This is a genomic window from Mesorhizobium sp. M0960, assembly GCF_040319055.1.
In the GTDB taxonomy this organism is placed as follows: Bacteria; Pseudomonadota; Alphaproteobacteria; order Rhizobiales; family Rhizobiaceae; genus Mesorhizobium.
The window spans coordinates 1-21,782 of the sequence record NZ_JAMYNN010000015.1; the positions used below are offsets into that span (position 1 = coordinate 1).

Annotated in this window: 21 protein-coding genes and 2 pseudogenes; 8 read left to right on the forward strand and 15 right to left on the reverse strand. The window is 62.5% G+C overall.

Features of this window, described 5'->3' with window-relative positions; translation table 11 throughout:
- Positions 1 to 107 precede the first annotated feature (107 nt).
- The 3 genes and pseudogenes from rlmJ to NKH63_RS23060 form a co-directional block, all read right to left on the reverse strand.
- Positions 108 to 299: pseudogene (rlmJ, locus tag NKH63_RS23050) on the reverse strand (23S rRNA (adenine(2030)-N(6))-methyltransferase RlmJ); the annotation flags it as partial.
- Positions 296 to 907, reverse strand: coding sequence for a hypothetical protein (locus NKH63_RS23055; RefSeq protein ID WP_023719807.1), 612 nt, complete (start codon positions 905 to 907; stop codon positions 296 to 298). The pseudogene rlmJ and the gene NKH63_RS23055, both read right to left, overlap by 4 nt.
- A gap of 24 nt (positions 908 to 931) precedes the next feature.
- Positions 932 to 1,591 (reverse strand): TetR/AcrR family transcriptional regulator, encoded by a 660-nt coding sequence (locus tag NKH63_RS23060; RefSeq protein WP_352481795.1) that lies wholly within the window; start codon positions 1,589 to 1,591, stop codon positions 932 to 934.
- A 140-nt stretch (positions 1,592 to 1,731) separates the two neighbouring features.
- Between NKH63_RS23060 and NKH63_RS23065 the strand changes: the two genes are divergently transcribed.
- The gene (locus NKH63_RS23065; protein ID WP_352481796.1) at positions 1,732 to 1,908 is read left to right on the forward strand and encodes a hypothetical protein; all 177 of its coding nucleotides are present in this window, start codon (positions 1,732 to 1,734) and stop codon (positions 1,906 to 1,908) included.
- 51 nt (positions 1,909 to 1,959) lie between these two features.
- Here NKH63_RS23065 and NKH63_RS23070 read toward each other — a convergent pair whose 3' ends face one another.
- From NKH63_RS23070 to NKH63_RS23090, 5 genes are all read right to left on the reverse strand, one after another.
- Positions 1,960 to 2,862: an aminoglycoside phosphotransferase family protein gene (locus tag NKH63_RS23070; protein ID WP_352481797.1), complete on the reverse strand. Its 903-nt coding sequence runs from the start codon at positions 2,860 to 2,862 to the stop codon at positions 1,960 to 1,962.
- Between the two features lie 18 nt (positions 2,863 to 2,880).
- Positions 2,881 to 3,330 carry a DNA polymerase III subunit chi gene (locus NKH63_RS23075; RefSeq protein WP_023719810.1) on the reverse strand — a complete coding sequence of 150 codons (450 nt, stop codon included), beginning with the start codon at positions 3,328 to 3,330 and terminating at the stop codon, positions 2,881 to 2,883.
- Between the two features lie 30 nt (positions 3,331 to 3,360).
- A complete protein-coding gene (locus NKH63_RS23080; RefSeq protein WP_023719811.1) occupies positions 3,361 to 4,857 on the reverse strand; it encodes a leucyl aminopeptidase in 1,497 nt (498 codons plus the stop codon).
- An 87-nt stretch (positions 4,858 to 4,944) separates the two neighbouring features.
- Entirely contained in the window at positions 4,945 to 5,328 is a 384-nt protein-coding gene (locus NKH63_RS23085; RefSeq protein WP_352481798.1) for a VOC family protein, read from the reverse strand.
- A gap of 73 nt (positions 5,329 to 5,401) precedes the next feature.
- Positions 5,402 to 6,568, reverse strand: a complete 1,167-nt coding sequence (locus NKH63_RS23090) for a flavin-containing monooxygenase (protein WP_352481799.1) — start codon at positions 6,566 to 6,568, stop codon at positions 5,402 to 5,404.
- 354 nt (positions 6,569 to 6,922) lie between these two features.
- On the opposite strand from NKH63_RS23090, the gene lptF reads away from it, so the two are divergent.
- From lptF to NKH63_RS23125, 7 genes are all read left to right on the forward strand, one after another.
- Positions 6,923 to 8,125, forward strand: coding sequence for an LPS export ABC transporter permease LptF (gene lptF / locus NKH63_RS23095; protein WP_352481800.1), 1,203 nt, complete (start codon positions 6,923 to 6,925; stop codon positions 8,123 to 8,125).
- Positions 8,122 to 9,207: an LPS export ABC transporter permease LptG gene (gene lptG / locus NKH63_RS23100; RefSeq protein ID WP_023719815.1), complete on the forward strand. Its 1,086-nt coding sequence runs from the start codon at positions 8,122 to 8,124 to the stop codon at positions 9,205 to 9,207. The genes lptF and lptG overlap by 4 nt, the downstream gene beginning before the upstream one ends.
- Complete coding sequence (locus tag NKH63_RS23105) at positions 9,207 to 11,624, forward strand: LPS-assembly protein LptD (RefSeq protein ID WP_352494876.1); 2,418 nt, start codon at positions 9,207 to 9,209, stop codon at positions 11,622 to 11,624. Before lptG ends, NKH63_RS23105 begins: the two co-directional genes overlap by 1 nt.
- Positions 11,625 to 11,743: 119 nt before the next feature.
- Complete coding sequence (locus NKH63_RS23110) at positions 11,744 to 12,670, forward strand: peptidylprolyl isomerase (protein ID WP_023719817.1); 927 nt, start codon at positions 11,744 to 11,746, stop codon at positions 12,668 to 12,670.
- 13 nt (positions 12,671 to 12,683) lie between these two features.
- The gene (pdxA, locus tag NKH63_RS23115) at positions 12,684 to 13,712 is read left to right on the forward strand and encodes a 4-hydroxythreonine-4-phosphate dehydrogenase PdxA (RefSeq protein WP_023719818.1); all 1,029 of its coding nucleotides are present in this window, start codon (positions 12,684 to 12,686) and stop codon (positions 13,710 to 13,712) included.
- Positions 13,713 to 13,764: 52 nt separating this feature from the next.
- Positions 13,765 to 14,604, forward strand: a complete 840-nt coding sequence (gene rsmA, locus NKH63_RS23120) for a 16S rRNA (adenine(1518)-N(6)/adenine(1519)-N(6))-dimethyltransferase RsmA (RefSeq protein ID WP_352918878.1) — start codon at positions 13,765 to 13,767, stop codon at positions 14,602 to 14,604.
- A 397-nt stretch (positions 14,605 to 15,001) separates the two neighbouring features.
- Positions 15,002 to 15,499, forward strand: a complete 498-nt coding sequence (locus NKH63_RS23125; protein WP_348633227.1) for a GFA family protein — start codon at positions 15,002 to 15,004, stop codon at positions 15,497 to 15,499.
- A 29-nt stretch (positions 15,500 to 15,528) separates the two neighbouring features.
- Here the strand turns inward: NKH63_RS23125 and NKH63_RS23130 are convergent.
- The 7 genes and pseudogenes from NKH63_RS23130 to fabG all read right to left on the reverse strand — a co-directional run bounded on the left by NKH63_RS23130 (position 15,529) and on the right by fabG (position 21,753).
- Positions 15,529 to 16,094, reverse strand: a pseudogene (locus NKH63_RS23130) (glutathione S-transferase N-terminal domain-containing protein).
- Positions 16,095 to 16,262: 168 nt separating this feature from the next.
- A complete protein-coding gene (gene gmk, locus NKH63_RS23135; RefSeq protein ID WP_023719822.1) occupies positions 16,263 to 16,919 on the reverse strand; it encodes a guanylate kinase in 657 nt (218 codons plus the stop codon).
- Positions 16,920 to 16,952: 33 nt separating this feature from the next.
- On the reverse strand, positions 16,953 to 17,843 hold the full coding sequence (locus NKH63_RS23140) for a YicC/YloC family endoribonuclease (RefSeq protein WP_352481803.1): 891 nt from the start codon (positions 17,841 to 17,843) through the stop codon (positions 16,953 to 16,955).
- A 137-nt stretch (positions 17,844 to 17,980) separates the two neighbouring features.
- Complete coding sequence (gene mltG / locus NKH63_RS23145) at positions 17,981 to 19,201, reverse strand: endolytic transglycosylase MltG (protein WP_352481805.1); 1,221 nt, start codon at positions 19,199 to 19,201, stop codon at positions 17,981 to 17,983.
- A gap of 93 nt (positions 19,202 to 19,294) precedes the next feature.
- On the reverse strand, positions 19,295 to 20,557 hold the full coding sequence (fabF, locus tag NKH63_RS23150; RefSeq protein ID WP_352467164.1) for a beta-ketoacyl-ACP synthase II: 1,263 nt from the start codon (positions 20,555 to 20,557) through the stop codon (positions 19,295 to 19,297).
- Positions 20,558 to 20,591: 34 nt separating this feature from the next.
- A complete protein-coding gene (locus tag NKH63_RS23155; protein WP_006203723.1) occupies positions 20,592 to 20,828 on the reverse strand; it encodes an acyl carrier protein in 237 nt (78 codons plus the stop codon).
- Between the two features lie 187 nt (positions 20,829 to 21,015).
- Positions 21,016 to 21,753 carry a 3-oxoacyl-[acyl-carrier-protein] reductase gene (gene fabG, locus NKH63_RS23160; RefSeq protein WP_352481807.1) on the reverse strand — a complete coding sequence of 246 codons (738 nt, stop codon included), beginning with the start codon at positions 21,751 to 21,753 and terminating at the stop codon, positions 21,016 to 21,018.
- Positions 21,754 to 21,782 lie beyond the last annotated feature (29 nt).

A 21,782-nucleotide genomic window follows, 5' to 3' on the forward strand; every position in this document is an offset into this window, starting at 1 on the left:
GGTTTTTTTTTCAGGCCGCGTGCTGTTTTGAGCACCGTTTGGTATCAAATTTAGTGAGCCTGCATTGCCGGCGGGGGGGGTTTGGGGGGGCCTGGGCCCCGCGGGCTTATGCCGCCCTGCCATTCGCCCGTCTTTTGCGCTTCGGTTGAGGACAGATCGTAGCGGCCGATGCCGGCATGGGTGTCGATGACCCGAAACGCCTTGTCCTTCTGCTTCAGATATTCGATCAGCCGGCTGAGCACGGCATGCTTGACGACGTCGGCGAAGTTCCCGGCATGGTAGGCGTGGCGATAGTTCAATTGGAGCCCCTGCCCCAGCGCGGCGGTGGCGGCTGCGAGTTCGGATTTTCCGGCCGGCGGCCGCCGAAACGGAATGCCAGCGCCAGCCCGGCCAGGCCGGCCGCCATCAGGGAAAAACCGACCGGCCGCGCCCGGCGGTCGACCTCGCCGGCAGCCGAGCGCAGGACGAGGTCGACGGCCCGCATCGGAATGCCCTCGGCGTCGCCCGGACCGACGGTGAAGATGTAGGAACCGGGGGTAACGCTCGGGATCAGGCCGGCCTCGTCGCGAAAGATCCTGTCCGGCAGCTGTGGGCTGACCTGGCGCGGATTGTCGGAGTGATTGAACTGCAGCGTCGAGGCGAGCACCGTCCTGCCGCCGGTGGCGGCGGTCAGGGTCAGCACGGTGCGCTGCTGCGAGACGATGCGCTCGGCTCTTGCAGTAAGATCGACCAGCACGCGTAGCGGCCCGTCGCGTGCGCTCAGGGCCACCGTCACCGGCTTGAACCGGCCCTGGTCGTAAACCCGCCAGGTGCCGATCTCACGGCCGGAGAAATTGGTCATCGCCCAGGGATAGACGACGCCGATGCCGGTACCGATGAGCAGGATCAGAAGAAACAAAAAGCGCATGCGGACAATGCCCCGTTGATGCAACTACCTCGCATTGGCACCGTCGCGGATACGCTCCATCTCGTCCAGCAACATGTCGAGGCCTATATCGAAGGTCTTGTCAAAACCGGCTGTGCCGAAATATGCCCCGGCAGCCATGACGCCGGGGAAATCCCGCGCTAGCGCTTCATCGCTCACCGTGGTGACCGCCGAAGGCCCCTTGGCGTAGCCGGCCGTCTCGTCAAGGATCGCGCCCATCAGATAGTAGCTCGTGGCTCGGAACAACCGGGCGCTGAGTTCCAAACCGAAACCGCCGGCTTCGAACAGGCCGATCACGTGGTTCAGCTTGGCGAGACATGCCGGCGAATTCATGCGGTAGACCACAATGAACGGCGCAAAGGCGGGATGTTCGGTGGCGACCCGGCGGTATTCCTTCACGGCGACGTGGATCCGCTGGCGCCAAGGCATGCCGTCGTCAGGAATCTTGATCGAGCTGATCTGTCGATCGACCAGTGCCTCGTAAAGATGCGCCTGGGAGGGGAAATGATGGTAGATGCTCATCGCTTCGCAGCCGAGTTCTGCCGCCAGCTTGCGCATCGAAAAGCCGGAAAGCCCCTCCCTCTCGATTACCTCGAAAGCCGCATCCTCGATCATCTCGCGAGACAGCCGGCCGCGCGTTCGCTTTTTTTTGACTGATATGTCCATGGTGCCGCTTGACAACTTACGCTGTAAGGTTAATTTTCGACATTACCTTACATCGTAAGGCCAACAAAAACCAGAGGAGAACGCCATGAACAGCTTCCATATCGTTTTCATCCACGCCCTCTTCGCTTCATCATGCATCCTTGCTCGCCTCCACGGTCCACGCGCTGACCCTGACGCTGGCCTCCGCACCGGCCCGTGCCGACGACTATGACGCAACCATCAAGGACATCCAGTCGACCATGGGCGCTTGGAGCTCTATCTTCAACGGCATGCAGGTCGATTTCGATACGTTCAGGAGGGAGACGGGCGGGCAGTAATGCTTTCGTTTTTGGAGCGGGATGCGTTCAAACTGAATTCTCCATCCCGCTCTAACTGTTTGTGTGATCCGCCAGCACCTCATTGATAACCCGCCACGATTTTTCCGCCTCGCGCTGGTTGCCGTCATGTCCCGAAGCGACGATCAGCGCCTTCCAGAGCGCCCAGCCCCGAGCGCGCGCCCAGCTGTGCTCGTCAAGGGAAATGGCGTCGCGGAACGCCTGGCGGCTCTCGCCGTAAAATTCCGTCCATGCGATCACCAGGTCACAGGCAGGATCGCCGATAGCCGAACTGCCGAAATCGACGACCGCGCAGAGCTTGCCATCTTCGACGAGCAGATTGCCTGAGGCAACGTCGCCATGGACCCAGACCGGCGGCCCTTGCCATCGCGAGCCGAGCGCGGTCGCCCACACCGCCTCGGCGGTTGCCTTGTCGATGCGGCCGCCGAGCGCCGAAAGCGCGGCTCGGGTCTGGGCGTCGTAGACTGAAAGCTGGCCACCGCGGTGGAAATTATGCTGACCTGCCGGTGGTCCGCCAGCGGCGTCGATCCGGTAGAGCGCAACCAGAAAGCCGGCCAGCGAACGAGCGAATTCATTGAGATCGGCAATCAGCCCACCAGCCGCCGGCCGGCCGCGAAGCCAGCGATAGACGGACCAAGGCCATGGATAGCCTTCACCGGGCGCGCCTCTGGCCAGTGGCACCGGTATCGGCAGAGGCAAGTGAGGCGCGAGGCGAGGCAGCCAGCGATGCTCCTTCTCGACCTGGGCAACATAGGCGGCAGCGCTGGGCAGCCGCACCGACATTCGATCGCCCAGCCGGAAGGTGCGGTTGTCCCAGCCGCCAGGCTCGACCGGCTCTACCGGCAGGTCCGCCCATTCAGGGAACTGCGCGGCAATCAAGCGGCGAACAAGTGCGGCATCTATCGATATGCTTAGTGTTTGATCATCAGGCGGCATCGGGCTTGCTCAGGTCTTCTAAGCCTTGCGTTCCCAGCGCCGGTCCGGTGTTTGCTGCCAGTAGGTCACGGTGTGGCCGGCCTCCTTCATTGTCTTCCAGTGCGTGCGTGCCGCCTCTAGCTGGGCTGCATCGTGGCCGTCGAACAGGAACACGGCGCGCTGGTAGCCGCCAAGCTCCGGCGGCACCGCGCCATCGACCAGGAAGCGTATCTGCGCCTGGTTCGGATTGTCAGGTCCGACGGTCAGAAGCACCGGCTGCTCGGCGGGATGGGCTTCGCGGTCCGTTGCATGGGCCAGGAACGAATCGTCCCGGAAAGTCCACAGATGCTGGTCCAGCGCGTCGCGCCGTTCCTCGGTGCCGGTCTGCACCACGGCGCGCCAGCCGCGATCGATGCTGCGCTCCAGGAGGCCGGGCAGCGCGTCCTCCAGGGTCGATTCGGTCAGGTGATAGAACAGGATTTCGGCCATGACTTCAGTCTAAATCATTTGGCGCGCCGCTCATTGCTCGTAATGATCGCGCACCAATCGGTCGAGCAATCTGACGCCGAATCCGGAAGCCCATGACTGGTTGATCTCGTTGGAGGGCGAGCCCATCGCGGTGCCGGCAATGTCGAGATGCGCCCAGGGCGTGTCCTTGACGAAGCGCTGCAGGAACTGCGCGGCGATGATGGCGCCGCCATAACGGCCGCCAATATTCTTCATGTCGGCATTCTTGGACTCGATCAGCTTGTCGTATTCGGCGCCGAGCGGCATGCGCCACAACCGCTCCTGCGTCGCCTGACCGGCCGCCGTCAGCCGGTCCGCTAGCTCGTCATTATTAGAGAACAGGCCAGCATAATGCTGGCCGAGCGCGACCATGATGGCGCCGGTCAGCGTCGCCAGATTGATCATGAATTTCGGCTGGAAGCGGTCGTTGCAGTACCACAGCGCATCGGCCAGCACGAGGCGGCCCTCGGCGTCGGTGTTGAGCACTTCGATGGTCTGGCCAGACATCGAGGTGACGATGTCGCCCGGTCGTTGAGCGTGGCCGTCGACGGCGTTTTCGACCAGCCCGACAATGCCCACGACATTGACCTTCGCCTTGCGCGCGGCCAGCGCGTGCATCAGCCCGGTGACGGCAGCAGCGCCGCCCATGTCGCCCTTCATGTCCTCCATACCGGAGGCCGGCTTGATCGAATTGCCGCCGGTGTCGAAGGTGACTCCCTTGCCGACGAAGGCGACCGGGCTTTCCTTGGCCTTGCCGCCGTCCCACCGCATGACGGCGATGCGGGCGCCACGCGGCGAGCCCTGCGCTACGCCCAGCAGCGAACCCATGCCGAGCTTCTTCATCTCCTTCTCGGCCAGGATCTCGACCGTGACGCCGAGCGCCTCCAGTTGGGCGATGCGGGCGGCGAATTCCACCGGTCCCAACACATTGGCCGGTTCATTGACCAAATCGCGCGCCAGCAAGACGCCGTCGATCACCGCCGCTTCATCGGCAAAGGCCTTCTTTGCGGCCGCCGGATCGGCCGTGTGAATGGTCACCTTTACCGGCTTTTTTGGCTCACGCTTGCCGTCACCATTGTCCTTTTTGGTCTTGTACTTGTCGAAGGAATAGCTGCGCAGCAGGATGCCCGCGGCAAGCTGAACGGCTTGCCTGCCGCTGACGGCGGCGCCGGGAAGATCGAGCACGACGGCCACTTCGGTTGCCTTGCGAAAGGATGCGGCAATCGTGCCGCCGAGCTTCAGCCAGGCGTAGTCATCGAGATTGGAGCCCTTGCCGGCGCCGACCGCCACCAGCCGCTCGAGCGACGTCCCTTCCGGTGCCAGCACTTCGACCTGGCTGGCGAATTTGCCGGTGAAGTCGGCGACGGGAAAGGCCCGCTCGAGGGTCTTTGCCGGATCGCAGGCCCTGACCGCATCACCGAGGCCGCCCTCGTCGGCCGCCAGAACGAAAACGCTGCCCTTTTTGGGCGCGGCGAATTTGGCGAAGGCGATCGAGGGTCTCGAATTCATCATGTCCTGCTTTCGGGGAAATGCGTTGGATTATCGGGGAGAGGCGTTCGATTGGGCAGATCGGATCTAAGATGCCGTGTTATTGCGTCAGTGAGCGGCGGGTTGAAACAGCTCGATGACATTGCCGGATGGGTCTTCGAGCAGGGTCTGGGAACCGCGGACGCCCGTTATGATATCGTTGCGAAAGACAAGTCCAGCACTCTTGAGACGCGCAACCTCTTCTTTCAGGTCCGGCACCACCAGCAGGATGCGGTTCCAGCCTCCCGGCACCGGCTGCCGGCCGTCGGGCATCGCCCGAGCACCCGAACTGCCGGGTCCGCTTAGAAGGAGCCGTAACGCGCCGCGCGTGACGGAGGCAAAAGCCGGTCGCGCGTCCTGTTGGACGGCGAAGCCCAGATGTCCGCAATAGAAGTCGATCGAGGCGGCGACATCATCGACAATGTAGCGAATGCTGACTGGCGTCATGATCATTGACCTTTCGGTTCGAGCACGTTCCAACAAGGCGTGTCTATTGCGGGCGGAACAGTCGGCATAGTCCTGCTCATTATCGCCGCTTGACAATCCGCGCCGCTATCGCCCTAGCCTGAATGCGGGCATTGGCGAAACAACCGCGAATGCTCGGCCGCATGCCGGTAAACCACAGACCGGGCAATCGCGGGTCGGCTTCGCCGCCGTTGAAAAGCGGAACGCCCTTGCCGTCGAGAACGCCGAGCTTGCCGACCATCTGCTCCAGCCCGGTCCGGTAGCCGGTCGCTGAGATGACGATATCGGGCGTGATAAACCTGCCGTCGTTCAATATGATGCCGTCGCGAGTAAATTCTCGCAATGGCGGCACCACCACGATCATGCCTGCCTTGATGGCGCGAACCGCGCCGTCATCGGCTGCGATCGCGGTGTAGTCGGCGCTCAGACGGCTCGCACCTCCTATGGAGGCCGGCGGAAGCCCGAATTTCGTCAGGTCGCCGAAAACCAGGCGCTGGGTTGTCGCCATCACCGCATCGGCAATCCGTACCGGCAAGCGCGCCATGAAAGGCGAAAGCCTGTGGACGGCGATCTTGCAGATGCGTTTCGGCAGCAATGACGGACCATTGCGGGCCGACAGCCAGATGCTTTCGGCGTCTGCATCCGCAAGATGATTGAGGACGTCGAAACCCGAATTGCCTGCACCGACCACCAGCACCTTTTTGCCGGCATAGTCTTTCGCCTCGCCAAAATCTGCCGAATGGACGATCCGGCCGGCAAAATCCTTCATGCCTTTCCATGCGGGAATAAACGGCTGCCGGTCGCGCCCGGTGGCGACGACGACATGGCGCGCCGGACGGGATCCGGAATTGGTCTGTACGGTCCAGTGATCGCCATCGAACGTGATCTCTTCGACGGCAACGCCGAATGTGACAGGCAGCCGGTGCACTTGGCTGAAATCGTTCAGATGGCGAATGACGGCGGTTCTGTGCGGGAAGGCCGGGGTGCCTGCGGGATAGCCGATGCCGGGCAGCGTCGAGAGATCGCGATGCGTGTTGAGGTGCAGACGTTGGTGCCGCCGATGCCAGGGCTCGGCAAGCCGGCTCTCCTTTTCCAGGACGAGCGTCGGTACGCCGGCCTTCATCAGGGCGTGGGCGGCGGCAAGGCCGGCCGCGCCGGCGCCGATCACAATCGCGCCATCAAAGACCGCTTCCCAACCGGTTTGACTGCGCAATTTTTCCGCTTCCATGCTGGGGCTCAACAGATCCTGACCCGTCTTATCACGCCGCCGCGGCGGCGATCGGCGCGACATTTGGTCGTTTTGCCGCATTTGACAAGACTTTGGCCGAAATCGCTCCCATATGCGACATTGAACCATCCACGATTCGTCGCGGCACGGCCCCGCTTCCCGCCGCAACCTGTTGTTAACCAACAATGTTCGCCCTTTCTTATCCATTGCCGCCGACACTCCGGCCCAGCGGAATTTGCGATACGGGACAGAACCCAGATCGAACCGCCAAACTGAGCCAGTTGTGCAGCCGGCGCCGGACGACTACCTTATTCCAAGGCATGATGCCGTTCGAAACCGCCGAGAAAAGCCTTCATGAAGGTCGTTGAACGTTACATCATGCGCCGTGCTTTCGCGGTATTCGCGCTGGCGCTCGTTTGGACGCTGGCGATCGTCTGGACGACTCAGGTGCTCGCCCGCATCGACCTCGTCACTGATAGCGGTCAGTCGGCCCTCACCTTCTTCGAAGTCGCAGCGCTGATCGTCCCGTCGATCGTTCCGATCGTCGTGCCGTTCGCCCTAGTCGTCGCGGTCGCGCAGATCCTCAGCGTGATGAATTCGGATTCGGAGCTGGCCGTCATCAATGCCGCCGGCGCTTCACGCTGGACCATCGTCAGGCCGATCATGCTTCTGGCACTCGCAGCCAGCGTTTTTTCGTTTGCTGTCGACAATGGCGTCGACCCTTACGCACGCCAGAAGAACCGCGAGTTGATTGCTTCGTCGCGTGCCGATCTGTTGTCGTTGATCATCCAGGAAGGCACCTTCCGCAAGATCGATGATGGCCTGTTCCTGCAGATTGGCGAACGGCTTCCCGACAATCGCCTCGGCGGCATCTTCGTCGCCGACTCGCGCGAAGAAGGCGTCAATCTCATCTATTATGCCAAGACCGGCAGCATCATCGAACGCGGCGACGAGAAGGTGCTGATGATGAATGACGGCGTCATCCATCGCAAAACCATGACCGGCGACCTCTCGGTAATCCGGTTCACCTCCTACGCCTTCGACTTGTCCGCCTTCTTGTCGGCGTCATCTGACATTCTGCTTTTGCCGAAGGACCGGACGACCCAGTACCTGCTCAATCCCAGTCCGAACGACAAGATGTACCAGCAAAAGCCGAACAGGTACCTGGCCGAGCTCAACCAGCGTTTTTCCGAGTGGTCCTATTCGCTCGTCTTTGCGCTGATCGCGCTTGCGGTCGCCGGAGATGCGCGCTCGCATCGCGAGGCGCGCGTGCACCCGCTGATCACGGCAATCGCGATCGCGCTGTTCGTGCGCTGGCTCGGGTTCTTTGCCGCCGGCAAGGCCGACAAGGTGCCGCAATATGCCTATATGGTCTACGGCGTCCCGATCGTGGCATCGGCGATCGCTATCTGGTTCATCGTTTCCAACCGGACGATGGAACTGCCGGTTGCTTGGGCCGATTGGATAACCAATCTTGCCGGCCGCTTCAATGACGGCTGGAGCGCCGTCAAGCTCCGCTTTGCCCGGCGTGGCGCATCCGGACAGGGAGCCGGCTGATGGGCTGGACTCTGGGTCGGTACTTCTTCTTTCGCTATGTGACGATCACCATCTGGTTCTTCATCGGCCTTTTGGCGCTGGTGTTCCTGATCGATTTCACCGAGCTTTCCGGCCGCACGACCGGCGTGCCGGGCTTCACCTACGCAACTGCGTTCGCCATTTCGGGGCTCCGGATGCCGATGATCATGCTGCAGACGGTGCCGTTCGTCGGCCTGTTCTCGGCGATGGCGACCCTGGTGTCGCTCAACCGCAAATATGAATTGGTCATCGCCCGTTCCGCCGGGGTTTCCGCATGGCAGTTCCTGCTGCCGTGCTGCATCGGGGCGCTGCTGTTTGGGGCCTTGTCGGTTGGCGTCATCAATCCGATAGCCGCGCACGCCTATTCCTGGTCCGAGCAGATCGAGACCCAGCTCCGTTCGGGCAAGTCGAACACCGTCTCGGCCGACGCCGCGCCCTGGATCAGGCAGAAAACCAGCTCCGGCGATACCATCATCGGCGCGCGCGCCATTCTCAATCAAGGCCTGGAGATGGCCGACGCGGTCTTCTTCAGTTTCAGCCCGCAAGGCGACATCATCGAGCGCAAGGATGCCGCGCACGCCTTTTTGCGGGACGGCTACTGGGAATTGCGGGACGTCAAGGTGTTCCGGGACGGCACCATCCAGTCGTTACCCAGCGATCGGCTGCCGACCGATCTCAAGCCGGAATTCGTGCAAGAGCGGTTGGCGCGCCCTGAGACCATCCCCTTCTACGATCTGCCCGGCAAGATCGAGGTGGCCCGCTCCTTCGGCCTCAAGGCAAATGCCTTCGCCATGCAGTTCGATTCCCTGATTGCGCTGCCCTTCCTGCTCGTCGCGATGACGCTGATTGCGGCAACGGTATCAATGCGATTTGCGAGGATGGGGCAGTCGGCGACGATGATTCTGGGTGGCATCGTGGCCGGCTTTCTGCTTTATGTCGTTTCGGTGCTGGTCAAGGCATTCGGCGTAGCGGGATTCGTACCCACTGCCGTAGCGGCTTGGGTCCCGGTTGTCGTGGCTATGTTCTTCGGGGTGACATTCCTGCTATACAAGGAAGACGGCTAGTGAGGGAGGCGGTTTTGCGCAGCCATAGGCACGCCGGTTTGGCACGCCTCTCTGCGGCGAGCGCCTTGGCATGCCTGCTTGCCGGCGCTGCCCCGGTTGCTCCGGTTTTCGCCCAGGACGTCAGTGAGCTGGCAACGAAGGTTCCGAGCGGCACGCAGATGCTGCTGGCAGCCGATACGCTGGTCTACGACAACGACAAGCAGACTGTGACGGCCGTCGGCGGCGTCCAGATCGACTATGGCGGCAACCGTCTCGTCGCCCAGCGGGTCGAATACAACCGCAACACCAAACGCCTCGTCGCCAGCGGCAATGTCGAGCTCGTCAACAGCGACGGCACCAAAATCTATTCGCAGCATGCCGACATCACCGACGATTTCGCCGACGGCTTCGTCAACGCGCTGCGTGTCGAGACCGTCGACAAGGCGTATTTCGCCGCCGAAAGCGCGGAGCGCATGGGCGGCGTGCTGACGACGTTCCACAATGGCGTCTACACCGCCTGCGAGCCGTGCGAGGACAAGCCCGACAAAGCGCCGACCTGGCGTATCAAGGCCAGGAAGATCATCTGGAACGGCGAGAAGAAGACGGTTCGCTTCGAGAATTCGAATTTCGAGTTCTTCGGCTTTCCACTGGCCTATCTGCCGGCTTTCGAGATCGCCGACCCGACGGTCAAGCGCAAGAGCGGCTTCCTGATCCCCGGCGTCGCCTACAAGAGCGATCTCGGCGTCGGTGTTAGAGTTCCCTATTATTTCGCGCTCTCGCCGACCTACGATCTAACTGTCACCGGCAGCGGCTATACCAGACAGGGTTTCCTCGGTGAGGCCGAGTGGAGGCAGCGCTTCAACAACGGTCAGTACAGCCTGAAGATTGCGGGCATCCGTCAAGAGAATCCCGACGCCTTCATCGACGACAATGGCCACAACGTCAGTTCGGGTACCGAGGGCGATCCGAACAGGTTCCGCGGCATGATGGGCACCCAAGGCCAGTTCGCCATCAACCCGCGCTGGGACTTCGGCTGGGACATCCTGCTGCAGAGCGACAAGAGTTTCTCGCGCACCTACGATATCGACGGCTTCAACGATAGCGTACACCGCTCCGAGGTGTACCTGACGGGGCTCAACGATCGCAATTATTTCGATGTGCGCGCCATGCACTTCGACGTTCAAGAAGACACCCTCGCTAGCGATCCGACCGCCCGCGCCGCCAAGCAGCCCTGGGTGCTGCCCTCGCTCGACTACGCCTATATCCCCGACATGCCGGTGGCCGGCGGGCAGCTGTCGTTCGACGTCAACGCGCGGATCATAGACCGCGACAGGCTCGATACGGCTCTTGCAGATTCGGGCATCCCTTCGTCCGTCAACAACGTCCGCGGCATCGACGGTCAATCCGGCCGCGTTACCGCTGAGGCCGAATGGAAGCGCACCTTCACCACCGATGGCGGGCTGCTGCTGACGCCGCTGCTGGCGCTGCGCGGCGACGCCGGCTATGTCAACGCCTCCTCGGCCTCGCTCGACGCCGTCAACCAGATGGCGACCAATCTCGGCGTTGACGACGACATGCGTTCGTCGCTTGCCCGCTACATGGCGACCGCCGGCCTTGAGATGCGCTGGCCGGTACTGTTCTCGATGACCAGTTCCAGCCATGTCTTCGAACCGATGGCGCAAGTGTTCATGCGTCCGAACGAGCAATATGTCGGCGGGCTGGCGGTCCCCAACGAGGACGCCCAGAGCTTCGTCTTCGACGCCACGACGCTGTTCGAGCGCGACAAATTCTCCGGCTATGACCGCATGGAAGGCGGCACGCGCGCCAATGTCGGGCTGCGCTATTCCGGCGCGTACGACAATGGCTGGAGCACCAATGCGGTGTTCGGCCAATCCTACCAACTCGGCGGCCAGAACTCGTTCGGCACGCCGGATCTGGTCAATGTCGGCGCCTATTCGGGTCTTGAAACCGCAACCTCCGACTATGTCGGCCTTGTCGGCTTCAATAGCCCCAGCGGATTTTCCGGCTCGGTCAGCGGCCGTTTCGACGAGCAAAGCTTCGAGGTCCGCCGCGCTGAGGTAAAGGCCGCCTTTTCAGGCCTGCCCGTATCGCTGAGCGCCAAATACGCCTTCATCCAGGCGCAGCCGCTCTATGGCTTCTCCACGGATCGCCATGAGATCACGCTCGGCGCCTCGACGCATCTTGCTGAGAATTGGCGCGTCTTTGGCACCGGCACGTATGATCTGGAGCAGAGCATCCTGGTCAAGGACGGGGTCGGCTTTGCCTATAGCGATTCGTGCTTTACCTATTTGATGACGTTTTCGGAAAGACGTGACTTGAACACCAAGGAAGTATCGCAGAACGTCGGCTTCAACCTGTCGTTCCGCACGCTCGGCGATTTCGGCTCGTCGCAACGCTCCATCGACACCATCCAATAAGGGGAGCAGCAGTCGGCAACGGGGCGGCTGGCGGACGACATTGTTTCGCCGCATAGAGCAGGCACGAATTTCCGCGGCCTGAACTGGGACAGGTTGGGCCGAATCGAGATGGAATTGGGATGCTTTCGATGAGGAAATACCTCTTTTCGGCAGGCTTCGCGCTGCTGGTGGCGGTCTCGATCACCGCAGTGACGCGGCCGGTTTTCGCCAGCGAGATCAAATACGTCGTCAACAATATACCGATCACCACCGGCGACATCCAGCATCGCGCGGCTTTCCTGCGCCTGCAGCACAAAAAGGGCGATGCCGGCCAGGAAATGATCGACCAGACGCTGCGGATGGCCGAAGCCAGGCGGCTCGGCATCCGCATCAGCGACGCGCAGGTCGATGCCGCTTATCAGCGTTTCGCCACGAGCAACAAGATGCCGCTCAAGCAGCTTGACGGCGCCATGGCGCAATCCGGCGTCTCCAAGGAGCATTTCAAGGAGTTTATCCGGGCGCAGATGGCCTGGAACCAGGCGCTGACCGCGCGTCACCGTTCTAGCGACGGCGGCGGCGCCATAAGCGAGCAGGACCTCGTCAAGCGCATGCTCGAGAAAGGCGGTAGCAAACCGAGTGCCACCGAGTACATGCTGCAGCAGGTCATTTTCGTGGTGCCGGCCGCCGAGCGAAGCGCGACGCTGGCCAAGCGCAAACGCGAAGCCGACGCCATGCGCGCCCGCTTCAACGGCTGCAACACCACGCGCGAATTCGCCAAGGGCCTGATGGATGTCACCGTTCGCGATCTCGGCCGGGTGCTGGCGCCGCAATTGCCGCTGGACTGGGCCGAGCAGATAAAAGCTACAAAGGTTGGCGGCGCCACCACGACGCGCGAAACCGACCGCGGCGTCGAATTCATCGGCATCTGCTCGTCGCGCGAGGTGTCAGACGACAAAGTCGCGCAGATGGTGTTCCAGAATGAAGGTTCGAGCGACAAGAACGCCGACGAGCTCTCGAAGAAATATGTCGAGGAGTTGCGGAAGAAAGCCCGCATCATCGAGCGCTGAAGTCGCGATAGCCGTGCCTCACGCAGAGCTTCCGCTGGCGCTGAGCGTCGGCGATCCGTCCGGTGTGGGGCCGGACATCGCCATCGCCGCTTGGCAGGCCCGCGATACCGCCGGCGTTCCGTCTTTCTATCTTCTTGCCGATCCGGCACTGATTGCTGCGCGGGCGCACAGGCTCGGCGCCGATATTGCGATGGCCGAGACAACGCCGGCGCTAGCGCCGGAGATGTTTTCGCGCGCGCTGCCGGTGGTGGCGCTTGCCGCCCGTTTCATCGACAGTCCCGGCCGCTCTGATCCAGCCAACGCCGCCGGCATCGTCGAGGCGATCGACCGCGCCGTCGCCGACTGCCTGGCCGGCCGCGCTGCCGCGGTCGTCACCTGCCCCATTGCCAAGAAGCCGCTCTACGATGCCGGCTTTGGCTTTCCCGGCCACACCGAATATCTGGCGCATCTGGCATCGCTTCATACCGGTACCGAGGTGACGCCGGTGATGCTGCTTGCCGGACCGGACCTGCGCACCGTGCCGGTCACCATCCACATCGCGCTGGCCGAGGTGCCGAAGGCGCTGACGACCGACCTGATCGTCACCACCGGCCGCATCACCGCCGCCGACCTTGCAAACCGCTTCGGAATTGCCAAGCCGCGGCTCGCCATTACCGGCCTCAACCCGCACGCCGGCGAAGGCGGCGCGATGGGCACCGAAGATGAGCGCATCGTACGCCCGGCGGTCGACAGGCTGAGGCAGGAAGGGATCGACGCCTTCGGGCCATTGCCCGCCGACACGCTGTTTCATGCTCGCGCCCGCGCCGGCTACGACGTGGCGCTCTGCATGTATCACGACCAGGCGCTGATCCCGGCCAAGGCGCTGGCGTTTGACGAGGCTGTCAACGTCACGCTTGGCCTGCCCTTCATCCGCACCTCGCCCGACCATGGCACCGCCTTCGACATCGCCGGCAAGGGCATCGCCCGCGCCGACAGTCTGATTGGCGCACTGAAGCTCGCTCGCCTACTTGCCGATACTGGGACAAAAACTGCAGGCCAATGAGCCCAATCCGATGATCCTAACCCAATGAGCCCAGCCCGATGAGCCCAGCCCGATGAGCATAGACGGGCTGCCGCCGCTGCGTGAGGTGATCGAGCGCCATGGGCTGCAGGCGAAAAAGGCGCTCGGCCAGAATTTTCTGCTCGACCTTAACCTGACAAGCAAGATTGCGCGGACCGCCGGCGACCTGAGCGACGTTACGGTTATCGAGGTCGGTCCCGGTCCGGGCGGGCTGACTAGGGCCCTGCTCCTCAACGGCGCCCGGCGGGTCGTCGCGATCGAGCGCGACGAGCGCTGCCTGGCGGCCTTGGCTGAGATCGCGAACCACTATCCGGGTCGGCTCGAGATCGTGGCCGGCGATGCGCTGAAAACTGATTTTGCAGCGCTTGCCAAAGGAGTGCCGGGAAGCAGCGGGTCGGCGAAAATCGTCGCCAACCTGCCTTACAATGTCGGCACCGAATTGCTGATCCGTTGGCTGACCGTCACCGAGTGGCCGCCTTTCTACACATCGATGACGCTGATGTTCCAGCGCGAGGTCGCCGAACGCATTGCAGCCAGCCCCGGCAGCGAGGCCTATGGCCGGCTCGGCGTGCTGGCAGGGTGGCGGACGGAGGCGAGGATTGCCTTCGACGTGCCGCCGCAGGCGTTCACGCCGCCACCCAAGGTGACGTCCTCGGTTGTGCATCTGGTGCCACGCGCCAGCCCCTTGCCGGCAGAGGTGAAACGGCTCAGCCGCGTCACCGAAGCGGCGTTCGGCCAGCGCCGGAAAATGCTGCGGCAGAGCGTGAAAAGCCTTGGCGGCGAGGCGCTGCTCACCCGCGCCGGCATCGATCCGACCAGGCGTGCGGAGACGCTCAGCGTCGAGGAATTCGTGCGGCTGACGAATGCGGTGTGAGGCTGTGATGCAGGAACTTGGAGTGGTCGCTCGGCTTTTCCCACTTATCGAGGCAGGCGAGAAAATATCCACCATACGCTGGCGCGAAATATCGATTTTGCCGGGCTATATGCGCTATGTTTGTGACGGCGATGCCAGCAGGATCGCGATTGTGTGGGTCACGCGCTGCACCGATCTGCGCCTGTCCGAGGCGGCAACGTTCCTTGGAGAGAATCGGAATGGCCCCAAGAGGTCACGGGGATGCGAGAGCACTATCCGCAGATCGGACGGACCGACATTGTACAGATCATTGAACACTTGACACCCGCCCAGACAAAGCGTCGCCCCGACTACCCGCCTGAAGTCCGATAAAAGTGCGCTATCTGGCAAACTTCGATCGCACAGAGGAATGCCAGTCGTGACGCTGCAGGAGCCGACCAACACCCGCACGCTAGGTGGATCATGCCAGTGCGGTGCAGTCACCTATAAGGTGACGGACGAGTTCATATTTGCCGTGAATTGCCATTGCTCGATCTGCCGTCGCGCAACCGGCGCAGCGTTCAAGCCACTCGCAGGCATAGAGCGTGTCAAATTGCGCATCACGAGTGGGGAGGACAAAATCCAGATCGTCGACGGCAATAGCTGGCATGACGAGCGATGCAAGCTATGCGGGTCGTTCCTTTTTGCGGTTGTTCGTGACGGCGCGTTCGCCCACATCGCTATGGGGACCCTCGTCGACGACCCAAACATTCGCCCAAGCGCGCACATTTTCGTCGGCTCCAAGGCACCTTGGTTCACCATTACAGACGACCTGCCGCAATATGACGAAAATATTGTCGAAGACAGGAGCGAATTCACGGAAGCGTCGAGCTTCGTGTCGTTCCATCAGGAGAGCGATACCGCAAAGCCGCGTTGAACCCCCGGCCGTGCCATCATAGTCCCATACTAGCGCTCAACATTCGGAAATTCGGCAAGATCGACTTGATGCCGCTCGTGCCGCCATGCCCAGCCGAGAATAGCAAAATCGGCGATCGACAGCTCGCCCGAGAAATACTCGACCTCCGCCAGCCTCCGATCGGCGACTCCGTACAGGCGTCGGGTCTCTGCGCTATAGCGTGCCAGTCCGTAGCGGCGGTCCTGGTCGTCGGTCACGCCAAGAAAGTGGTGCACCTGGCCCGGCATCGGACCGAAACCACCCACCTGCCACATCAGCCATTCCAACACAGGGACTTGCGCGCTGAGTCTGGACGGCCAAAAGTGGCCGGTCTTCTGGCCTAGGTAAATTAGGATGGCACCCGACTCGAACACGCTGATCGGTCTACCCGTCCGGTCCGGCGGGATCGACGATGGCGGGGATGCGATTGTTGGGGCTAATACGCAGAAACCCAGAGGCATGCTGTTCGCCCTTCGTGATGTCGACCACCTTCACCGTGTAGGGCAGCCATCGCCTCGAGCGCGACGCTGATCTTTCGGCCATTCGGTGTGTCAAAAGCCCATAATTCAATCGGCATGCCAACTCTCTATCGCGTTTTATCCCGACGTTGATCGCTGGTACGAGGGCGTCTCTCTCGTCAACAAACATCGGCAAATGTCAATTATCCCGACAAGAGGACACTATCTTCGTGTGATCGCCACCGTCCCGAAAGACGCCGCAGGCCGGACGCTTACGATAAAGGTGCTCAATCCGTCTTCTCATCGAGCAGCCCCGAGACGAAATCGAACAGGCCCGGCCGGCGATCGCGTCTGAGCCGTTCGGCCGTGACGATGCCGCGCACCTCGGCGAAAGCGCGGTCAAGATCGTCGTTGACGATGACGAAATCATATTCCTTCCAGTGCTCGATCTCATTACGGGCGTTCTTGAGCCGCGTCTCGATTACCGCTTCCTGGTCCTCGGCGCGACGCTTCAGCCGCGCCTTCAATTCCTTCATCGACGGCGGCAGGATGAAGATCGAGACGATGTCGGCGCGCATCTTCTCCTTGAGCTGCTGAGCGCCTTGCCAATCGATGTCGAACAGCATGTCGCGGCCTTCTGCCAGCGCCTGTTCGGCCGGCTCGCGCGGCGTCGCGTAGCAATTGCCGTGCACCTCCGCCCATTCGAGCAGCGCATCGGAATCGCGCAGCCGCTCGAACTCGCGCATCGTGCGGAAGTGGTAATGGACACCCTCGATCTCGCTGCCGCGGCGTGGCCGCGTGGTGACCGAGACCGACAATTCCAGGCTGGAATCGCTCTCCAGCAGGTTGCGCGCGATCGTCGACTTGCCGGCGCCTGAGGGCGACGACAACACCAGCATCAGCCCGCGGCGCCGAATGCGGGAACCCACATCCCTAGTGGTCATGGGGCTTGGCAGTCATGTGGCTTGGCATCGGGATCATTCCAGATTCTGGACCTGTTCGCGAAACTGGTCGACGACCGCCTTCAGTTCCAGTCCGATGGCGGTGACCGCGGCAGCATTCGACTTGGAACACAGCGTATTCGATTCGCGGTTGAATTCCTGCGCCAGGAAATCGAGCTTGCGGCCGACGGCGCCACCGCCGGCGAGCAGCGCCCGGCCCGACGCCACGTGCGTCTTCAGCCGGTCGATCTCCTCGCGTATGTCGGCCTTGGTGGCCAGGAACGCCGCTTCCATATGCAGCCGGCTGGCATCCAGATTGGCTGATGCGTCCATCAGCAGCCGGATCTGCTCTGCAAGCCTTTCGCGGATCGTGGCCGGCTCGCGTGATGGATCGGCCTCGGCCCGCAGTGTCAGCGCCTCGATGGCATCGATATGGCCGGACAGCAGGGAACGAAGCGCCGCACCTTCGCCTTGGCGCGCCTGCTGCAGCCCGTCCAGTGCTGCTTCCAGCGCCGACAATAACGCGGTATCGAGCGCACTGCGCGCCTCTTCGGTTTCGATGGCTTCGGGAATGTCGAGCACGCCGCGCAGCGCAAGCAGTCCGTCGGCCGCCGCAGGCGCTACTCCGAACTGCTCCTGCAGCCGCTTGGCCAACCCCGCCAGATCCTTCAGGAAAGCCTCGTTGACCACGGGTTGCGCTTGCGCGCCGGCGGCGCGGCCAATGGTCAGCGTCATCTGGAAATTACCGCGCCCAAAACGCTTTTGCACCGTCTGCCTGACGGCCGGCTCCAGCCGGTCGAAACCTTGCGGCAGCCGCAGCCTGACCTCGACGCTCTTGCCGTTGACGGACTTGGCTTCCCAGGCAATCGAAGTGCCTTCGTGTTCGGCGACACTGCGCGCAAAACCGGTCATACTCTGCAAGTTCATGTTGCCGTGCGTCCCCTTGCCGAATGCCCCTCAAGCCGGAACGATTGCTCCGGACAGGATCATGTGAATTTCAATGCCATAGCAGCCCTTGCACATCCACCCGGACATGCACAGGGCCGACCTGATGGCGTCTGGCCCTACTGGGCGGCGGTAGCCCCCGCATCGTCAACGATGGCTCCCGCCGGCGTGTCGGCTCCGGTATTGGTTGCCCCGGCCTTGGCGGCGTCCTGCGCCTGCTTTTTCAGCAGTGCCCGGTAGCGAGCGACATTCTCGTTATGCTCATCGAGCGTCGCGGCAAAGACGTGGCCGCCGCTGCCGTCGGCGACGAAGTAAAGATCGCTGGTCTTCGACGGATTGGCGACTGCCTCCAGCGCCGCACGGCCGGGATTGGCGATCGGCGTCGGCGGCAAGCCGTTGATCAGATAGGTGTTGTAGGGCGTCGGCTTCTGGATGTCCGACTGATAGATCGGGCGGTCGATGGGTTTGCCCTTGCCGCCGAACAGGCCGTAGATGATGGTCGGGTCCGACTGCAGCCGCATACCCTTGGCCAGCCGGTTGAGGAAGACGGCCGCTACCCGCGAGCGTTCATCGCCCTTACCTGTCTCCTTCTCGACGATCGAGGCCAGGGTGACAAAATCCTCAATGTTGGCGATCGGCAGATCCGGCGCTCGGCGCTGCCAGACTTCGTCGACCAGCCTTTTCTGGTCGGCCAGAAGCTTGTCGACCATCTGCTGGCGTGTTGCGCCGCGGGTGAAGCGCAGCGTGTCGGTGGCGAGGCTGCCCTCGGGTGGAGTGGTCGACGGCATATCGCCGGTCAGTGCGTCCTGCTCAGCGATCCGTTGCAGTGCCTGCTCGACCGTCAGCCCCTCGGGGATGGTCAGCGAATACATCACCGACTTGCCGCTCTTCAGCAGTTCCATGATATCGTGCATCGAAGCCTGCGGCTTGATCTCGTATTCGCCAGCCTTCAGGGCGGAATCATTGCCGAAGGCGCGTACGCCAAGGCGGAAGATGCGGGCGTCGCTGATCAGCCCTCGCCGCTCAAGCTGGTCGGCGATCTCCTGGACGCCGCTATTCGGCTTGACCAGGAAAGTGTCGCCATTGGCCGACGGGCCCGGCTCGTTGAATTCCTGCTTGCCGAAATACAGCGCAACGCCTGCCGCCAGAACCATCAGCATCACCGAAGAGATGACGAAGTTCATGAACACGACGAACTGGCTGCGCGAGGCACGCGAGCGCTTCGGCGGCGGCGTGCCGGCCTCGGGCCGCAACGCCTCGCTAGCCGTCTTCGGCACGATCGGGCCGGGGGTTGCTGCCCGTTGCCCGAATTCCCCGTTATCGGCCGGATTTGTGTTCATAGCGCCCTACCAATTGATCTTGCGACGAATCCCCTCGGGCAGAGTAGGGGCGAATATGGCAAAATTGACGGCAGACGCAAACCGGCGGAGCGGTCAGCCATTGTAGCGCTGGAAGACGAGCGAGGCGTTGGTGCCACCGAAGCCGAAGGAGTTGGACAGCGCCACGTCGATCTGCCGGGCCCGCGGCTTGTGCGGCACCAGGTCGATCGCCGTTTCGCGCTCCGGATTGTCAAGATTGATGGTCGGCGGCGCGATGTTGTCGCGAATGGCGAGGATCGAAAAGATCGCCTCGGCCGCACCAGCCGCGCCCAGCAGGTGGCCAATCGACGATTTGGTCGACGACATCGATATCTTCGAGGCGGCGTTGCCGACCAGCCGCTCGACGGCGCCGAGTTCGATCGTATCGGCCATGGTCGAGGTGCCGTGCGCGTTGATGTAGTCGACATCGGCCGGCGTCAGCTTCGCCCGGTTCAGCGCCGCGGTCATGCAACGGAAAGCGCCGTCGCCGTCTTCGGCAGGCGCGGTGATGTGATAGGCGTCACCGGTCAGACCGTAGCCGGTGACCTCGGCATAGATCTTGGCGCCGCGGGCCTTGGCGTGTTCGAGCTCCTCGAGCACGACAACACCGGCGCCCTCGCCCATGACGAAGCCGTCGCGATCGCGATCATAGGGGCGTGAGGCCGTTTGTGGCGCGTCGTTGCGCTCTGTGGAGAGCGCGCGGCAAGCGGCGAACCCGGCGATCGACAGTCTCGTCACCGGCGCTTCGGCGCCGCCTGCGACCATAACGTCGGCATCGCCCCAGATGATCAGCCGGGCGGCATCGCCGATGGCGTGCGCACCGGTCGAGCAAGCGGTGACGACGGCATGGTTGGGGCCTTTCAGCCCATGCCGGATCGAGACCTGACCGGAGACGAGGTTGATGATCTGGCCAGGGATGAAGAATGGGCTGATGCGGCGCGGACCGCGTTCCTTGAGGATCATCGCATTCTCGGCGATGCCTTCGATGCCGCCGATGCCCGAACCGATCAGCACGCCGGTGGCGCACTGTTCCTCATGCGTCTTCGGCTGCCAGCCGGAATCCTTGAGTGCCTCGTCGGCGGCCGCGATCCCGTACAGGATGAAGTCGCCGATCTTGCGCAGTTCCTTCGGCTCGAGAACGGCTTCAGGATTGAAAGTGGCATTGGAGCCGTCACCGCGCGGAATGACGTGGGCGACCTTGCAGGCAAGGTCTTCCACCTCGAATTCGGTGATGCGCTTGGCTGCGCTGCGGCCGGTCAGAAGCTCCTTCCAGCTGTGCTCGAAGCCCATGCCGAACGGCGAAAGCAGCCCAAGGCCCGTGACGACGACACGCCTCATCGCAGGTCCTCCCCGGTGATGACTGCAAATAGCGTCAGGCGGAGGCCTTGTCGATGTATTTCACCGCATCGCCAACAGTCAGGATGGTCTCGGCGGCGTCGTCCGGGATTTCGACACCGAACTCTTCTTCGAACGCCATGACAAGTTCGACCGTGTCGAGGCTGTCCGCGCCCAGATCATCGATGAAGCTCGCCTGCTCCGTCACCTTGTCGGCATCGACGCCAAGGTGCTCGATGACAATCTTCTTGACGCGCTCTGCGGTGTCACTCATTTGGGCATCCTCGTCTTTTGGTTGTCTGTCTTCGTTAGCGGGCAGAATGCCGCTAATCAAGCTGAAAGATGGTCCTGCCGGAAACGCAGCGGAACAGGACCGGTTTTTGCCCGAACCGCCGGGTTGCGGGCGGCATTACACGAAAAATCCCGTGCATCCAAGACGGAATGAAGCGTTTTCCCAAGTGTTAGATCATTGCCATGCCGCCATTCACATGAATGGTCTGGCCGGTGACGTAGGCTGCCTCGTTGGAAGCTAGGTAGGCGACGGCAGAGGCGACTTCGGCGCCCGTGCCCATGCGCCGGGTCGGGATCGCCGCCATGATCGCCTCTTTCTGCTTGTCGTTGAGCTTGGCGGTCATCGCCGATTCGATGAAGCCCGGGGCGACGCAGTTGACGGTGATATTGCGGGTGGCGATCTCCTGCGCCAGCGATTTGGAAAAGCCGATCATACCGGCTTTGGAGGCGCAGTAGTTGGTCTGGCCGGGATTGCCGGTGACGCCAACCACTGAAGTGATGTTGATGATGCGGCCATGGCGGCGCCGCATCATCGGATGGGTAAGCTCGCGGGTCAGCCGGAACACGGCGGTCAGGTTGACCTCGAGCACGCTATCCCAGTCGGCGTCAGCCATGCGTACGAACATCCCGTCCTTGGTGATGCCGGCATTGTTGACGAGGATGTCGACGCCTTCGAGGTCGGCCTCCGCCTTCTGGCCGAGCGCCTTGACGTCGTCGCGGTTGGAAAGATTGGCCGGGAAAAGCTTGACCCGGTCGCCCAGTTCGGCGGCCAGCGCCTCCAGTTTCTCGATACGTGTGCCATGCAGGCCGACGATGGCGCCCTGGCCGTGCAGCACGCGGGCGATCGCCTCGCCGATACCTCCCGATGCGCCGGTGACGAGCGCCTTGCGGCCGGACAATTCGAACATGTTTTATCCTCTTCCCAAATCGTACTGGC

Bases quoted from the DNA above. Each gene is read 5' to 3' on its own strand.
- NKH63_RS23155 (WP_006203723.1), bottom strand. From the start codon at position 20,828: ATGAGTGACACCGCAGAGCGCGTCAAGAAGATTGTCATCGAGCACCTT.
- gmk (WP_023719822.1), bottom strand. From the start codon at position 16,919: ATGACCACTAGGGATGTGGGTTCCCGCATTCGGCGCCGCGGGCTGATG.
- fabF (WP_352467164.1), bottom strand. From the start codon at position 20,557: ATGAGGCGTGTCGTCGTCACGGGCCTTGGGCTGCTTTCGCCGTTCGGC.
- lptF (WP_352481800.1), top strand. From the start codon at position 6,923: ATGAAGGTCGTTGAACGTTACATCATGCGCCGTGCTTTCGCGGTATTC.
- NKH63_RS23075 (WP_023719810.1), bottom strand. From the start codon at position 3,330: ATGGCCGAAATCCTGTTCTATCACCTGACCGAATCGACCCTGGAGGAC.
- NKH63_RS23110 (WP_023719817.1), top strand. From the start codon at position 11,744: ATGCTTTCGATGAGGAAATACCTCTTTTCGGCAGGCTTCGCGCTGCTG.
- NKH63_RS23140 (WP_352481803.1), bottom strand. From the start codon at position 17,843: ATGAACTTGCAGAGTATGACCGGTTTTGCGCGCAGTGTCGCCGAACAC.
- NKH63_RS23090 (WP_352481799.1), bottom strand. From the start codon at position 6,568: ATGGAAGCGGAAAAATTGCGCAGTCAAACCGGTTGGGAAGCGGTCTTT.
- NKH63_RS23070 (WP_352481797.1), bottom strand. From the start codon at position 2,862: ATGCCGCCTGATGATCAAACACTAAGCATATCGATAGATGCCGCACTT.
- NKH63_RS23055 (WP_023719807.1), bottom strand. From the start codon at position 907: ATGCGCTTTTTGTTTCTTCTGATCCTGCTCATCGGTACCGGCATCGGC.
- NKH63_RS23080 (WP_023719811.1), bottom strand. From the start codon at position 4,857: ATGAATTCGAGACCCTCGATCGCCTTCGCCAAATTCGCCGCGCCCAAA.
- mltG (WP_352481805.1), bottom strand. From the start codon at position 19,201: ATGAACACAAATCCGGCCGATAACGGGGAATTCGGGCAACGGGCAGCA.
- rsmA (WP_352918878.1), top strand. From the start codon at position 13,765: ATGAGCATAGACGGGCTGCCGCCGCTGCGTGAGGTGATCGAGCGCCAT.
- fabG (WP_352481807.1), bottom strand. From the start codon at position 21,753: ATGTTCGAATTGTCCGGCCGCAAGGCGCTCGTCACCGGCGCATCGGGA.
- NKH63_RS23085 (WP_352481798.1), bottom strand. From the start codon at position 5,328: ATGATCATGACGCCAGTCAGCATTCGCTACATTGTCGATGATGTCGCC.
- NKH63_RS23060 (WP_352481795.1), bottom strand. From the start codon at position 1,591: ATGGACATATCAGTCAAAAAAAAGCGAACGCGCGGCCGGCTGTCTCGC.